Source organism: Lentimicrobiaceae bacterium (genome assembly GCA_023227965.1).
GTDB lineage: Bacteria > Bacteroidota > Bacteroidia > Bacteroidales > JALOCA01 > JALOCA01.
In genome coordinates this window covers 48,695-62,442 of sequence record JALOCA010000018.1, presented here as the reverse complement: position 1 = coordinate 62,442, position 13,748 = coordinate 48,695, and the positions used below count along the sequence as shown (strand labels likewise).

The window sequence follows — 13,748 nt, the reverse complement described above, 5'->3', positions numbered from 1 at the left end:
CGGGTTCTGATGGATCTTCTTATCTTACGTACAAATTGATAGAAACCAATTAATTGGATATATTGTGATAATGAATTGTGGAAGTAAAAACGCTGAAGATGGGATAGTTAAAATAATAAAGCAAATGAAAAGTAAATACGGCAAGTAACAATAGTGTATACATCATGCGGGTTTCAGAGGTTTTTCAAGTTCAAAGCTCGCTGGCAAAGGTAGTAACTGTGGATAGTGAAGTGGACATGAACTCTTCGGCTGAGCGGCAAAGCATTTGCCGCCCGGAATATAGCGGGAAGTCCCGAACGGGATGCAAATGAAAAAATGGAGCCGACCCCGTTAGGGTTTTTAACCCTGGCGGGGTTAATTTATAAACATAACAACCAAAGGTTTCGATAAAATAAAAAAAACCGTTGGATAATCTGGATATTTAAAATTTATATATTTGTGAAAAAAAAGAATAACTAATTACGAAATAACCGCCATAATGGTGGTTATACAGACGTTATGCTTAAGTGTAAAAAATGAAAAACATACTAATATTTCTGTTGATACCTTACATGACTTATTCTCAAACTCTGACCGAGAAAGAATCATGTGATATTTATAATTCATGCTTGATTGATTTTACAAAGGATTCTACTGGAAAATTTTTAATTCGCGAATCAACTGTTCACTATAATTATGACTGGAAAGGCAGCGAATTGAGCAAAATGAAATTTAGCCGATTTAATGAACAACCACCTGTAGACTCAAACTTCATTGATTTGTTTCAAAAATTCAAGCAACTTGACACGAGCATAATTGACCTAAATTACTTGACTAAATGTAGAAATACAAACAGTATAAATATTTTCAAGAATAAACAATATCAATCATTTTTCAAGGTAAGTAGAAATGGATTTAATAAATTTCACAAATGCTTTAAAGATTACAATTGCTTTTATGAATTTTCAAAAATAGCTATCTCTGATAATCACAAGTTTGCAATACTGTACATGAGTCGCAATTGTGACTCGAAAGCTAGTTCAGGACATCTATTATTATGTTTTAAAGAAAAAGATGTTTGGGTTGTCAAACATTCTATTTTGCTATGGATATCATGATAACACCTAAGCATAACAGGCGTTTGGCACAATGGCGGATGACGTGGTTAATTCAAGTAAAGTGCTCCTATTGGGCATTTTTGCAGGCTGACAGTTTTATGCTTTTAAATCCGCCACTGCGCCAAGCGCCAAAACGTTGGCACCAATTATAAAAACTGACAGATAGCGAAATATGAGAAATAGAATTACATTAATATTGATTTTTACTTGCGGGATAATTTATGGGCAAGAAGAAAATAACTACACTCGGATTTATACAAATGTTCTTCAAAATATTGATATTTCACATCCATTTGCAAATATTGGTATTGAAAAAGACTTTAATGGTAATCAAAGTCTATCGTTTGGACTTGGTTTATATTACCGTAATTGGATGTACAATGAATCAACTAATGGTATTAACTTAGGGCTTGAATATAAAAGATTTGCAAATGAAAAGCTTTATTTTTCTTTAGGTTTTAGTGGCGGTAAATTAAACTATAATACCACAGGTAGCTTTAAATATGGAGATTTGGATTCAATATATTCGGAATCTATTAAGATTGATAAAATAGTATGTGATTTCTATTTGAAAGTTGGATTTAGAAAGGATTTGGGCCAACATTTTTACTTTGATTATTTTGCTGGATTAGGAGCCAGATATAAGGAAACTGTTCACAAAGAAAGAACAAGACCGAACGATGAATATCAACGCGGGTTCTACCTTGTTGATATTCGGGATAATCCTGGGAAATTTTTCTATCCTGTATTAAAACTTGGAATTGTAATTGGATTAAAGATATAACAAATAACTGGTGCCAACACAGTGTATACATCATGCGGGTTTCAGAGCAATTTGCAAGTTCATAGCTCGCTGGCAAAGGCAGTATCGGTGGATAGTGAAATGGTCACGAACTCCTGCACGCTGCATACACTCAACGTTGTGCGCCATGCTAAGAGACTGAGCCAATAGTTTTACAAATTATGAAAACTGTAAAAACGACAATTGATAAAATCAAAAAATATCGGACAGATTATTTGAACTCATTACCTGAGTTTCAAGAGTTGTTCATTGAATTAATGATATGTAATTCTGATTACTATATTTTTCAAGCGGAAGATAATGAAATTGGTTATGCGATTAGGAACAATGATGGCGTTTTGATTGAGTTTTATGTATTAGACAAATACATACCTGACAGTAATGAATTTTTCGGACAACTTTTGAAAGACTTATCAATAACGGATATTTACTGTAAATCATTTGATTCACTTTTATTAAGTAACTGTTTATTAAAGAAACTTCCATATTCGATTCTTGGATTATTGTATCGTGATTATTTTGAACCATTGATAAAAAAAGACTTGACCATAAAGATGAAAAGGGCCGACCTTTTATCAGTTGAATTATTACTCGGACAAGATGAATCAATAAAGGAACTTTTTGAAACAGAACAGCAATTAATTGATTTTATAGAAAATGAGAATGTTTTTGAATTTTACAAAAACGAAGAATTTGTTGGTTGTGGAATGGTAATAAGGACACATCCGGATTGGAGCTTTTGTGATTTGGGAGTGTGGGTTAATCCTTCAAAAAGAGGAAATGCTATTGGTTCACAGATTATTTTGAACCTGAGAGAATTCTCTATTAATAACAACTTAAAACCAAGTTGTGGATGTGCAATTGAAAATCAAGCATCACAGAAAACTATTGAAAAAAGCGGATTTGTAAGTAGATATAAACTGTTAAATTTTATGATAAAATAAAGCACGAACGCACAACAAGTGCTATATGCAATAAGGGTTTCAGTGGGTTTTCAAGCATTCTGCCCCGCTCAAACTTCGGTGTCGGCAGACAGGAAAGTAGCCCGCAATCCCTTACTGGTCATACCGCAACCGTTATCGGTCATTGGTAAAAAAGAGTCTATGGCAAAACCCGAAAAGCCACGTAACAGAGTAGGGAAAACATTAATATTCATGACTATGAAAAAATCAATTTGTTTTGTTTTTCTCATTTCTTGTTTGATGCTTATATCATTTGCAAATGCACAGAATTTTAAATCTATTAAAATTGGTAACCAAACTTGGATGACTGAAAATCTTAATGTTGATACATTTCGAAACGGGGACTCAATACCACAGGTTATTACGGCAGAAGAATGGGACAATGCAGCGAAAGCAAAAAAACCAGCCTGGTGTTATTATAATAACGATACTGCCAATGGAGCCAAGTATGGCAAACTCTACAATTGGTATGCAGTTAATGACTCTTGTGGCTTAGCCCCAAAAGGTTGGCACATTCCTACAAATAAAGAATGGAGGGAATTAACTGATTATCTTGGTGGATGGAAAGTTGCAGGAACAAAACTGAAGAATAAAGAAGGGTGGTTTGAAGAGGGTAATGGCACAAACGAAAGCGGTTTTTCAGGACTCCCTGGTGGACGCCGTACTTGCTATGACAAAAATGTATACACTTTTGTTGCCATTGGTAAGTGGGGATACTGGTGGACTTCAACAAAATTCACACATAAAACTTCCAAAACCCGCTCAATGTACTACAATGGAACGTTTCAATGGCTTGATTGGGACAAGGGAGAAGGTATGTCCGTTCGATGTATTAAGGATTAAAAGTATAATGCAGGTAAATTTTATCATTTAATCTCAAACTAGTAACGCCTGAAACGTAAAGAATGATTTGTGTTAAAAATATAGCCAACGAAACGCTAACAGGCGGTATAGTTTATTGCCGAGACAGTGCGGGTTCCAGCGTTTCTGCATCTAATAAACTTTCGTGTAACTTGACAGATTTATGCTTCGAAATCTGCAACAAAAACATACCGCCAAACGTTAGCGGTAATTTTATAAAAACCAAGAATATGAACAGACTGACATTATTGACATTGACTTTATTGCTACAGAGCGTAACCCTTATTTCTCAAAGTACCTGTGAGTGTGACTCTGTTTTTAAACAAATAGTCCAAAAAGTTGAGACCGAATATCCCGGATTTGGTGAAAAAACTAAAGATATTACCGGTTATAATAGTTTCAAAAATTCATTGTTTAACTCTGTTAAAACCAATTCAAATATAAAATGCCAACATTACCTCGAACAATATTGCAACTATTTCAAAGATGGTCATTTAGTTTTAGTTTTAAAGAATCAAAACAAATCTGAAACTGTTACGACTAATGTTGAAATAATGCCAATTGAAATTTCAACTTTTAAGAAACAACTGCTAAAAAGCAAAGACAAAATTGAAGGCATTTGGATTTCAGGCGGATATAAAGTTGGAATTAAAAAGCAAAATGACACTTATCTTGGCTTTATTATCAGTTCAGAGAACGAATCTTGGAAACCGAAAGAAATAAAGTTTAAACTACTAAAAAGCAACGAAGCGACTTATTATAAAGGGAATCACTCGGAAATAAAAGAAACATATAGTTTGCATTATGATTGTGTTTTGAATTTTGAAGGAGTCCAGGCAACTTATATTAAAGAACAACCTAATCCTGCACTTTCGAAAGATTCTATTGCAATAATTATAAATGAGATAGAAGGTTTTTATATAAAACCAGTTAGTGAAAAAACCTTATTATTTCGAATTTCAAGTTTTGACTATGAATATGTTGATAGAATAAAGGAACTTCTTGAATCAAATAAATCAAAAATTTGTTCATACGAAAACCTGATAATTGATTTGCGTGGTAACGGCGGTGGAACAGACAATGCATATAAACCCTTGCTTCCGTATATTTATACTAATCCAGTTAGGTACCTGAGCGGAGAATATCTTGTGAGTAAAACGCTTATTGACAATTTAGAAAGGTGGGCTAATACGGCTGACACAGCAAAGAATTCTGAAGAAATCTTTTCAGTTAGAAAAGATATTGAGAGAATGAAGCCGAACATTGGAAAATTCATACCGTATAGCGAAAACGAAAATTTTGGATTCACAAAACAAGATTCAATCTATCCTTACCCAAAAGAAGTTGTGATATTAGTTGATAAAAAATGTGGCAGTTCAACAGAAAAATTTGTTCTTAATGCAAAACAAAGCAAAAAAGTCAAAATAATGGGAACAACCACTTATGGTGCTATTGATTATGTCTCTGTTATGGAATTCAAGATTGATTGCCCAAATTATTCATTATATATGCCAACTGTGAGAATGATGAGATTGCCTGACTATCCGTTAGACAATATAGGAATTCAACCCGACATATTTTTGGATAGATTTGTAAATGACTGGATTGAATATGCAAAAAATTATTTGGAACAATGAAAAACTACCGCCAATAAAGGCTATATGCAATAAGGGTTTTAGTGGTAATTTAAACATTCTGCCCAGCTCAAACTTCGGTGTCGGCAGACAGTGACGTTCTCCGCAATTCCTTTCTGTCCATATTGCCACCGTTATAGGCAATCCCCCGGCTCAGCGGCAAATGTTTTGCCGCCCGGAACATAGCGGTTTTGAGAATACTCGGGATGCATTTCTGCAGGATAAAAAATAAAAATTAAAAGCAATATAAAATAAATGAAAGCAGAAAATTTGTATGACTATTACATCCAAGAAAAAAAGGTGTTAGCTCAGATTTTCAATTGACTGTTAACAACCTTAATAAAAAATACAATGAGATAATTCCAAATACATTGAAACAGATTAGTAAATACATACGAAATAATTATAATGAATTTGTTTACTTTACTGATTAATAAAAAACATAGCAGAAATTGTATTTAACTATAATATAAAAAAAAGAAGAGTATCATGAAAATTGAATTAAATAAAGTTATTCTGACAGTAATTTTTAGCTTAATCTCTTTCTTTTCATTTTCACAATCCGAAAATATTGACATAACATTTATTGGAAATTGTGGATTTTTCATGACTGATGGGAAAATGAATATTTATGTTGACTTTCCTTATAAATCAGGTGCTCATGATTATATGACTTATGACTTTAAATTGTTAGACAGCATTCAGGACTATTCAATATTTTTATACACACATGCACATGCTGACCATTACAGCAAAAAACTTTTTAAAAAAACAAATCAGAAACTATATGGACCATGGCCTATTACACTTTACTTATCAGGTAAGCAAAAATATAAATTGAAAGCGATTAATGACTCTATACCAAGTTTTTTTATTACAGAATTTAAAACTAAACACAGTTTTTCATTCAGAAATTGTTCTTATTTAATTGTATGGAATGGCAAACGAATTTATATCTCTGGTGATGCAGAAACCGCTGATAATGTATGCAAAATGAAGAATATAGATTTAGTAATTACCCCGTATTGGGTGATTATGGATGCCTTCAATAGAAATTTAAAAATTGATACCAAAAAAATAATTCTATGTCATCATAAAACCAGGGATAATATTACTACCGAGGATGAAAAAATAATAATACCAAGTCAAAATCAAAAAATTGAACTAAAATGATCCTATGGCTAATATGCCTGTAAAACCAATGCTGATAAGGATTTACTGCTTAGCGAAAGGTATTACGGCATATGGTTCTACAAGCAACACATTATCGTATATGCATCAACTTAACGAGGGAAAGTTATTAAGATCAATTTGTTGAAAAAATAAATTAAAAAATAAAAAAAGAATTTGAATTCCACTCCGCATCCATTATCTTTCAACCTACATCAGACCCCATAACCGTTAGCAAATAATAACTGGTTTTTGGGATTGCGAATGTTCGTATGTGAACAATACACAGTTGTATATGAACATATTTTTTAACATTTTTGTAAAATAAAAATGTAACTATCTTAAAAACAATAAATAGGTAATATTGGCACAATATTAGAGACTTATAGAAAAAAACTTTACATGGACAGAATCATAGAGAAAAAGAAGTGGACAACAAACAGAATACTCATTCTGAGCGGAATCGGAATCTTTTTATTTTTTATTATTTATCTTATCTTTCTGCGTGATAAAAGCAGCCGTTTGTACATTGATAAGGAACAGGTAACCATAGCAAGGGTTGAAAAAGGGAAGTTCCAGGAATTTATCCCGGTTGATGGGATAGTGTACCCGGAAAATACTGTGTACATTGATGCCGTACAGGGTGGAATTGTGGAAAAAGTGTATGTGGAGGATGGAGCCATGCTGAAAAAAGGTGACCCCATTCTGAAGCTGTCGAATACAGAAATGGAACTCAGCTATATGGATCAGGAAACCCGTATGTATGACGCTATAAACAACCTTGCCAATACCAAAATCAGCCTGGAACAAAACAAATATAACCGCCAACGCGAAATAACCAGTTTGCAGTACGAAATTGATAAACTTGTCCTTGATTTTCAGCGTAAAGATGGGTTTTACAAACAGGGACTTATCTCGCACAAGGAATATGAAGATGCAAAGAGGGATTACGAGTTTTCACTCCGCCAGATGCAGATTGCGCTGGGCTTGCAGCGTCTCGACTCCGTTTCGGGAGTCAGTCAAAGCAAACAAATTCATTCTTCAATGGAGAGAATGAATTCCAACCTGGGACTACTGCGGTGCAACCTCGAAAACTTAGTAGTTAAGGCTCCTGCCGACGGTCAGCTTTCTTCATTCATGGTGGAAATAGGCGAAACCAAACAGCCGGGCGAACACCTGGGCGAAATTAATATCCAAGGTGGCTTTAAACTTCGTGCCAATATTGATGAAAGGTATATTTCGCGGGTTTTTAGCGGACAGGAAGCCGAATTCGACCTTGACGGGAAGTTGTACCTGCTGAAAGTACATAAAATTTACAGCAACGTTACCAATGGCTCGTTTCAGGTGGACATGTTTTTTACCGATGATACACCCAAAGACATCAAACGCGGACAAACTATCCAGCTTCGTCTCAAGTTTAGCAGCCTTACCGATGCCATCATCATCAAACGCGGCGGATTTTTCCAGGAAACGGGAGGAAACTGGATTTATATTCTTGATAAAACAGGAAATACGGCTCTAAAACGAAATATTAAGCTGGGCCGCCAGAACACCAACTTTTACGAAGTACTCGAAGGACTTGAACCCGGCGAACAGGTGATAGTGTCGTCGTACGACGGTTTCGGCAATAAAGACAAACTTATACTGAAATAAACAAAATATTTATAAAAGACTGTTATGATTCGAACTGTAAATTTATCAAAAATTTTCCGAACCGATGAAGTAGAAACTACTGCACTCAACAATGTATCATTCGAAATTAAAGAGGGTGAATTCGTTGCTATCATGGGTCCCTCAGGGTGTGGGAAATCTACCTTGCTGAATATTTTAGGCTTACTCGATAACCCTACTTCGGGGAAATATTATTTCCTCGAAAATGAAATAGCCAAGGCATCAGAAAAACAAAGGGCTGGAATGCGTAAACACAATATCGGTTTTGTTTTTCAGAATTTTAATCTCATAGACGAACTGAATGTGTATGAAAATGTGGAGCTTCCACTTATTTATCTGGGGATGAGTGCCTCCGAACGCCGGAAAAGGATAGAGGATGTGCTGGAACAAATGCAAATCATGCACCGGAAAAAACATTTCCCACTGCAACTATCGGGAGGACAACAGCAAAGAGTAGCTGTTGCCCGTGCTGTGGTTGCCAAGCCTCACCTGATACTTGCCGACGAACCCACCGGCAATCTCGATTCGGCACATGGCGAGGAAGTAATGAACCTGCTCGACGACCTCAACCGCAAAGGCACCACCATAGTTATGGTAACGCATTCACAGCGCGATGCAGAATATGCACACCGGATTGTTCGTTTGTTCGACGGACAAATCATCAACGAAAATATCCGATCTTCTTTTGTTGAAACGATTGTTTAGACGAGAGATATGTTCAGGAATTATTTAAAGATTGCTCTTCGCAACCTTGCCCGCCAGCGTTTTTATTCTCTTATCAATATCATAGGACTTACCTTTGGTATTACCTCGTTTTTACTCATCACGTTGTATGTGCAGCACGAAACAGGTTTTGACAGGTATATCCCGAAAAACGAACGTATTTTTCGTGTTGTGGAGATTCAAAACGAAGAAGGTGTAGGCGAACAGCATGTTGCCATTACCATGGGACCACTGGCTGCTGCCCTACGTTCTGATTTTCCGGAAGTGGAAAACACGGTAAGGCTATTATTAACCGGCAAAATTCCTGTACAATACGGTAGTAAACAATTTAATGAAGATAATTGCTTTATAACAGATGCTTCAATAATACCCATTTTTAATATTCAGTTGCTGGCAGGGAACCGAAATACTGCACTTACTGAAGCCCATTCTGTTATTATTTCCGAAATATTGGCGAAACGTTATTTCGGTTCGGTGGCTGCCGCAATGGGGAAACCTTTACGGATACTCAATAAAGAAACTTTCACTGTAACAGGGGTAATGCAGAATTTCCCGGAGAACTGCCACCTGCAATGTAGCATGTTTATTGCGTTGCGTACGTTCGAAAAGGAAAAAGAATTCGACTGGTTGAAAGACTGGGGTAATAATTCACTGATAACATATGTGCTACTTCGTGAGGGCGCCGATGTAAACCGACTGGAAACAAAACTTCCTGTTTTTATCAAACGGCATATCACCGATAACGACGAGGAGTACAGTTCGCTTGATATGTACTTGCAACCGTTGAAAGATATTCACCTGCATTCCAACCATATAAAATTTCAGATTCAGCATAAACAGGGTAATATCAAGTGGGTACATCTTTTTTCGTTTATTGCTGTTCTGGTGCTCTTAGTTGCATGTGTTAATTTTATCAATATAGCAATTGCACGTTCGGTAAAGCGGTCGAAGGAAGTCGGGATGCGAAAAGTTTTAGGCGCAAACAGGAGCAACCTGATTTACCATTTTATAGGTGAATCGTTGATAATCACAATATTTTCTGTTTTTTTATCTGTGGGGCTTGTCGAATTACTGCTTCCACGCTTTAATGCTGTGCTGGGAACCCATTTGTTAATTGATTTTGTACATAACGGACTGTTCAATTACGGGCTGTTACTGATAGTTATTGTAACAAGCCTGCTTTCGGGTAGCTATCCGGCTTTTTACCTTTCAAAGTTCAGCCCTGCCGTGGTGTTAAAAGGAAGTTACAGGGGGAAAAACAAGGCGAAATTTCTGCAGAAAACTCTTGTAGTTTTTCAGTTCTCTATTTCGGTAATCATGATATTTTCGGTGTTGGTAATTGTAGCGCAATTACGGTTTACTTCGGTAAAAGATTTAGGTTATAATCCTGAAAATGTTGTAGGTATTCCCATATATGAAGCCAAAGCCCTGCAGAAGTCAGAAATCCTGAAAAACGAAATCCTGAAAAATCCCTCGGTTAAGAGTGTGGCATTTTCTTCCAATGCCAATGGAGCCAGTGGTACGCAGGGAGGCGTTTATACCAGTGATTCAATACGTAAACGTTGCATGGTACGTTATGGGTTTGTGGATTACAATTTTTTCAAAATGATGGAAATTCCATTGGTGGAAGGAAGATATTTTCAACCGGAATTTGCCACCGACAGTACGGCTGCTGTAATTGTAAACGAGGCTGTTGTACGGGAATTTGGCTGGGATAAACCACTGGGTAAAAAAATCAAATTTATTGGTGACGAGGTTCCCGATGAGTTCACCGTTGTGGGTGTAATTCGCAATTACCATTACTATTCGCTGCATTCGGTAATAGAACCGGCTGCTTTTTTTATTTATCCTGAAAGGTTTAACACCTTGCTTGTAAAAATAAATGATCACAAGCCTAATGCTACAATTACAAGGATAGAAAATATTTGGAAGAAAAACTTTCCGGAATCGCCTTTTGAATATTTTTTTATTAAACAACAGATACACAGCCAGTACACTACTGAAGAAAATGTGCTAATTGTATTCATTTATTTTACTTTCCTTTCGCTGGTTATCTCCTGCATGGGTTTGTACGGGCTTGCTTCGCTGGTACTCGAACAGCGCACACGTGAGATAGGCATACGTAAGGTGGTGGGAGGAAGTATTTTCCAAATAGGAAAACTTATGATACAGGATTTCTTAGTACTTGTAATACTTGCCGGCGTAATCGGAAGCCCTGTCGCTTTTGTTCTTTCAAATAATCTGCTTAATAATTTTGCATATCATATACAAATTACAGTATTTTATTTCATTTATTCTATATTTTCAGTTTTACTGATAGCTCTTATAACTGTTGGAATAAAAGCTGCTAAGGTTGCATCAGCCAATCCTGTTTTTGCGTTAAAATACGAGTAAATAATATTCTATTTATGCAATTATGCTAAAAAATATTATCAAAATTATCTTTCGGACTTTCAAACGGCAAAAAAGTTATACACTAATAAATATTATTGGGTTGGCAACCGGGTTAGCGGTTTTTATACTTATAGCACTGTTTATTAATGATGAATGGAGTTACGACCGTTTCCATACCAAGGCAGACCGTATTTTCCGTATGTCGGAAAATGTAAACTGGACGGGGAAATGGGATAAAACTACAATGACTTCGGCGCCTATGGGGCCTGCCATGATTCACGATTATCCTGAAGTGGAAGATGCTGTGCGTATTATGCCCTGGTTTAAAGCCACTTTACATTACAATGATAAAAGTTTTAGTGAGTATCCTTATTTTGCTGATGCCAGCATTTTCAACATTTTTACGTTGCCAATGGTGTATGGAAACTCTTCTGCTGCACTCAGGGAAAAAAATACCGTTACACTCTCGCAAACCTTTGCCCGTAAATTTTTTGGAGACGAAAACCCTGTCGGGAAAATCATTTCGTACAATGGGAATATTGCTTTAAAAGTTGACGGGGTCTTTGAAGATGTTCCCCATAATTCACACATGAGCTTCGATGTTTTGGTTTCTTTCGAAACCCTGACCGACACAATGCTTATAGGACAGGAGGGTCTGAATAGTTGGGAATCACATAATAATTATACTTACCTTTTATTAAAAGATGCTGGGAAAGCCGCACAGTTGGAAAAAAAATTCCCAGTATTTATTGAAAAATATTTTGGAAAGGATGGATTAAAAAAATTCCTGCCCTTTCTTGAACCTATAACTTCTATTCATTTAAATCCTCAAAAAAGTTCTTCTAAGGAATTAAGCATTGTAAATCTTGATTATATAAAAATATTTACTTTAACGGGAATTTTTATTCTATTACTGGCATGTATTAATTACATGAACCTGGCTACTGCCCGTTCTGACCTGAGAGCACGTGAAGTTGGTATCCGCAAGGTAATGGGGGCAACAAGAGGGCAAATAATGAAGAGTTTTTTTGCCGAATCGCTGGTGTTCACTTTCTTTGCTTTTATTATTGCGATATCGTTAGCCGAAATATGTTTGCCTGTTTTTCGTAACATCACCCAGAAACCATTGTATTTGCCGGCAATTTTTGAGTGGAAATTTTTACTATTCTTATTGGGAGTTTCTTTTGTTACAGGAAGCATAGCCGGAGCATGGTCAGCCTTTTATCTTTCAGGCTGCCAGCCGGTAATAGTGTTGAAAGGGAAAATAGTATCATATAAAGGACAAAGTGTAATCCGTAAAATATTAGTAGTTTTTCAGTTTAGCGTTTCGGTTTTTCTTATTGTTACTTCGCTCAGCGTTTACCGCCAGTTACATTACATGAAAAATTGCGATCTTGGATTTGATAAAGAAAACATGATTTTCCTGGAATTGAATTCCCCTAATGTAAAAAATAAACTTAAAACATTGAAGCAAGAGTTATTGCAAAATCCTGAAATAAAACATGTTTCTGCCAGTTTTTACATAATCGGACGCGGAGGTGGTCTTTGGAATGTAAAAACACCCAAAATGAAAGAATATACAACGATGGTTACTTACATGGTTGACCCGGATTTTGTCAAAACATTTAACCTGAAGATAAAAGCAGGAAGAGATTTCCTGCAAAATAGTCCAAAAGATTGTGAAACAGCATTTTTATTGAATGAACAGGCTGTCAAAAAACTTGAACTGAATGAAGGTGTGAATGGACAAATTGATATCCAAGACAAGCATGGAATTGTAGTGGGGGTGGTTAAAGACTTTCATTTTGAATCTCTTCATAACACTACTGAACCGCTTATTATTACTTTAAACACTGTTCCTGAATTGTTTCATTTTCTCAATATAAAAATTGAGCCGGGTAATTTTAAAGAAACAATTGCGTTCATTGAAAAAAAATGGAAAGAAATTGAGCCAACACAACCTTTCAACTACCGCTTTCTGGATGCGACACTTGATCGCATGTATGGTACTGAAGAACGGCTTGCAAAAATTATCCTCGTTTTTACTGTTTTGGCTATTTTGATCGGTTGCATGGGTTTATTAGGACTAACCATGTTTACAGTTGAACAAAAAACACGCGAGATAGGCATAAGAAAAATTTTCGGTGGTTCTGGTTATAAAATATTTATAACCATAATACGCGATTTTTTCCCATGGATATTGGTTTCTATAATGATTGCAAGCCCGTTAGCTTATTTTGCAGTATTGCGATGGCTCGAAACTTTTGCCTATAACAAGGCTCCCGATTGGAAAATATTTGTATACACAGCAGGCATAGTTTTGCTCTCAGGAATAATCACCATAGGTTACCAGGTAAACAAAGCCATGAAAATTAATCCTGTAAAAGCTCTCAAGTATGAATAAACTATTCAGTTATCTGAATCCGGTGTTTAA

At 35.8% G+C, this 13,748-nt stretch carries 10 protein-coding genes; 9 read left to right on the top strand and 1 reads right to left on the bottom strand.

Annotation, left to right across the window (positions count from 1 at the left end):
- Positions 1-1,269 precede the first annotated feature (1,269 nt).
- On the top strand, positions 1,270-1,881 hold the full coding sequence (locus M0R21_07780) for a hypothetical protein (protein MCK9617722.1): 612 nt from the start codon (positions 1,270-1,272) through the stop codon (positions 1,879-1,881).
- A 179-nt stretch (positions 1,882-2,060) separates the two neighbouring features.
- Positions 2,061-2,843 carry a GNAT family N-acetyltransferase gene (locus M0R21_07775; protein ID MCK9617721.1) on the top strand — a complete coding sequence of 261 codons (783 nt, stop codon included), beginning with the start codon at positions 2,061-2,063 and terminating at the stop codon, positions 2,841-2,843.
- Positions 2,844-2,911: 68 nt separating this feature from the next.
- Here the strand turns inward: M0R21_07775 and M0R21_07770 are convergent, their stop codons facing one another.
- A complete protein-coding gene (locus M0R21_07770) occupies positions 2,912-3,091 on the bottom strand; it encodes a hypothetical protein (protein MCK9617720.1) in 180 nt (59 codons plus the stop codon).
- Positions 3,092-3,164: 73 nt separating this feature from the next.
- Here M0R21_07770 and M0R21_07765 point away from each other — a divergent pair, with 73 nt between their 5' ends.
- The 7 genes from M0R21_07765 (at position 3,165) to M0R21_07735 (ending at position 13,718) form a co-directional block, all read left to right on the top strand.
- Positions 3,165-3,704, top strand: coding sequence for a fibrobacter succinogenes major paralogous domain-containing protein (locus M0R21_07765; protein ID MCK9617719.1), 540 nt, complete (start codon positions 3,165-3,167; stop codon positions 3,702-3,704).
- Positions 3,705-3,952: 248 nt separating this feature from the next.
- Complete coding sequence (locus tag M0R21_07760; protein MCK9617718.1) at positions 3,953-5,359, top strand: S41 family peptidase; 1,407 nt, start codon at positions 3,953-3,955, stop codon at positions 5,357-5,359.
- 486 nt (positions 5,360-5,845) lie between these two features.
- Positions 5,846-6,529, top strand: a complete 684-nt coding sequence (locus M0R21_07755; protein MCK9617717.1) for an MBL fold metallo-hydrolase — start codon at positions 5,846-5,848, stop codon at positions 6,527-6,529.
- Between the two features lie 399 nt (positions 6,530-6,928).
- Entirely contained in the window at positions 6,929-8,179 is a 1,251-nt protein-coding gene (locus tag M0R21_07750) for an HlyD family efflux transporter periplasmic adaptor subunit (GenBank protein MCK9617716.1), read from the top strand.
- 24 nt (positions 8,180-8,203) lie between these two features.
- Positions 8,204-8,902 carry an ABC transporter ATP-binding protein gene (locus tag M0R21_07745; GenBank protein ID MCK9617715.1) on the top strand — a complete coding sequence of 233 codons (699 nt, stop codon included), beginning with the start codon at positions 8,204-8,206 and terminating at the stop codon, positions 8,900-8,902.
- A gap of 9 nt (positions 8,903-8,911) precedes the next feature.
- Positions 8,912-11,314 (top strand): ABC transporter permease, encoded by a 2,403-nt coding sequence (locus tag M0R21_07740; protein MCK9617714.1) that lies wholly within the window; start codon positions 8,912-8,914, stop codon positions 11,312-11,314.
- 22 nt (positions 11,315-11,336) lie between these two features.
- Positions 11,337-13,718, top strand: coding sequence for an ABC transporter permease (locus M0R21_07735; protein ID MCK9617713.1), 2,382 nt, complete (start codon positions 11,337-11,339; stop codon positions 13,716-13,718).
- Positions 13,719-13,748: the final 30 nt, after the last annotated feature.

What these genes read in the sequence shown, in the direction of transcription:
- M0R21_07765 (MCK9617719.1), top strand. Translation starts at nt 3,165, where the DNA reads ATGACTGAAAATCTTAATGTTGATACATTTCGAAACGGGGACTCAATA.
- M0R21_07755 (MCK9617717.1), top strand. Translation starts at nt 5,846, where the DNA reads ATGAAAATTGAATTAAATAAAGTTATTCTGACAGTAATTTTTAGCTTA.
- M0R21_07760 (MCK9617718.1), top strand. Translation starts at nt 3,953, where the DNA reads ATGAACAGACTGACATTATTGACATTGACTTTATTGCTACAGAGCGTA.
- M0R21_07770 (MCK9617720.1), bottom strand. Translation starts at nt 3,091, where the DNA reads ATGAGAAAAACAAAACAAATTGATTTTTTCATAGTCATGAATATTAAT.
- M0R21_07780 (MCK9617722.1), top strand. Translation starts at nt 1,270, where the DNA reads ATGAGAAATAGAATTACATTAATATTGATTTTTACTTGCGGGATAATT.
- M0R21_07740 (MCK9617714.1), top strand. Translation starts at nt 8,912, where the DNA reads ATGTTCAGGAATTATTTAAAGATTGCTCTTCGCAACCTTGCCCGCCAG.
- M0R21_07750 (MCK9617716.1), top strand. Translation starts at nt 6,929, where the DNA reads ATGGACAGAATCATAGAGAAAAAGAAGTGGACAACAAACAGAATACTC.
- M0R21_07735 (MCK9617713.1), top strand. Translation starts at nt 11,337, where the DNA reads ATGCTAAAAAATATTATCAAAATTATCTTTCGGACTTTCAAACGGCAA.
- M0R21_07775 (MCK9617721.1), top strand. Translation starts at nt 2,061, where the DNA reads ATGAAAACTGTAAAAACGACAATTGATAAAATCAAAAAATATCGGACA.
- M0R21_07745 (MCK9617715.1), top strand. Translation starts at nt 8,204, where the DNA reads ATGATTCGAACTGTAAATTTATCAAAAATTTTCCGAACCGATGAAGTA.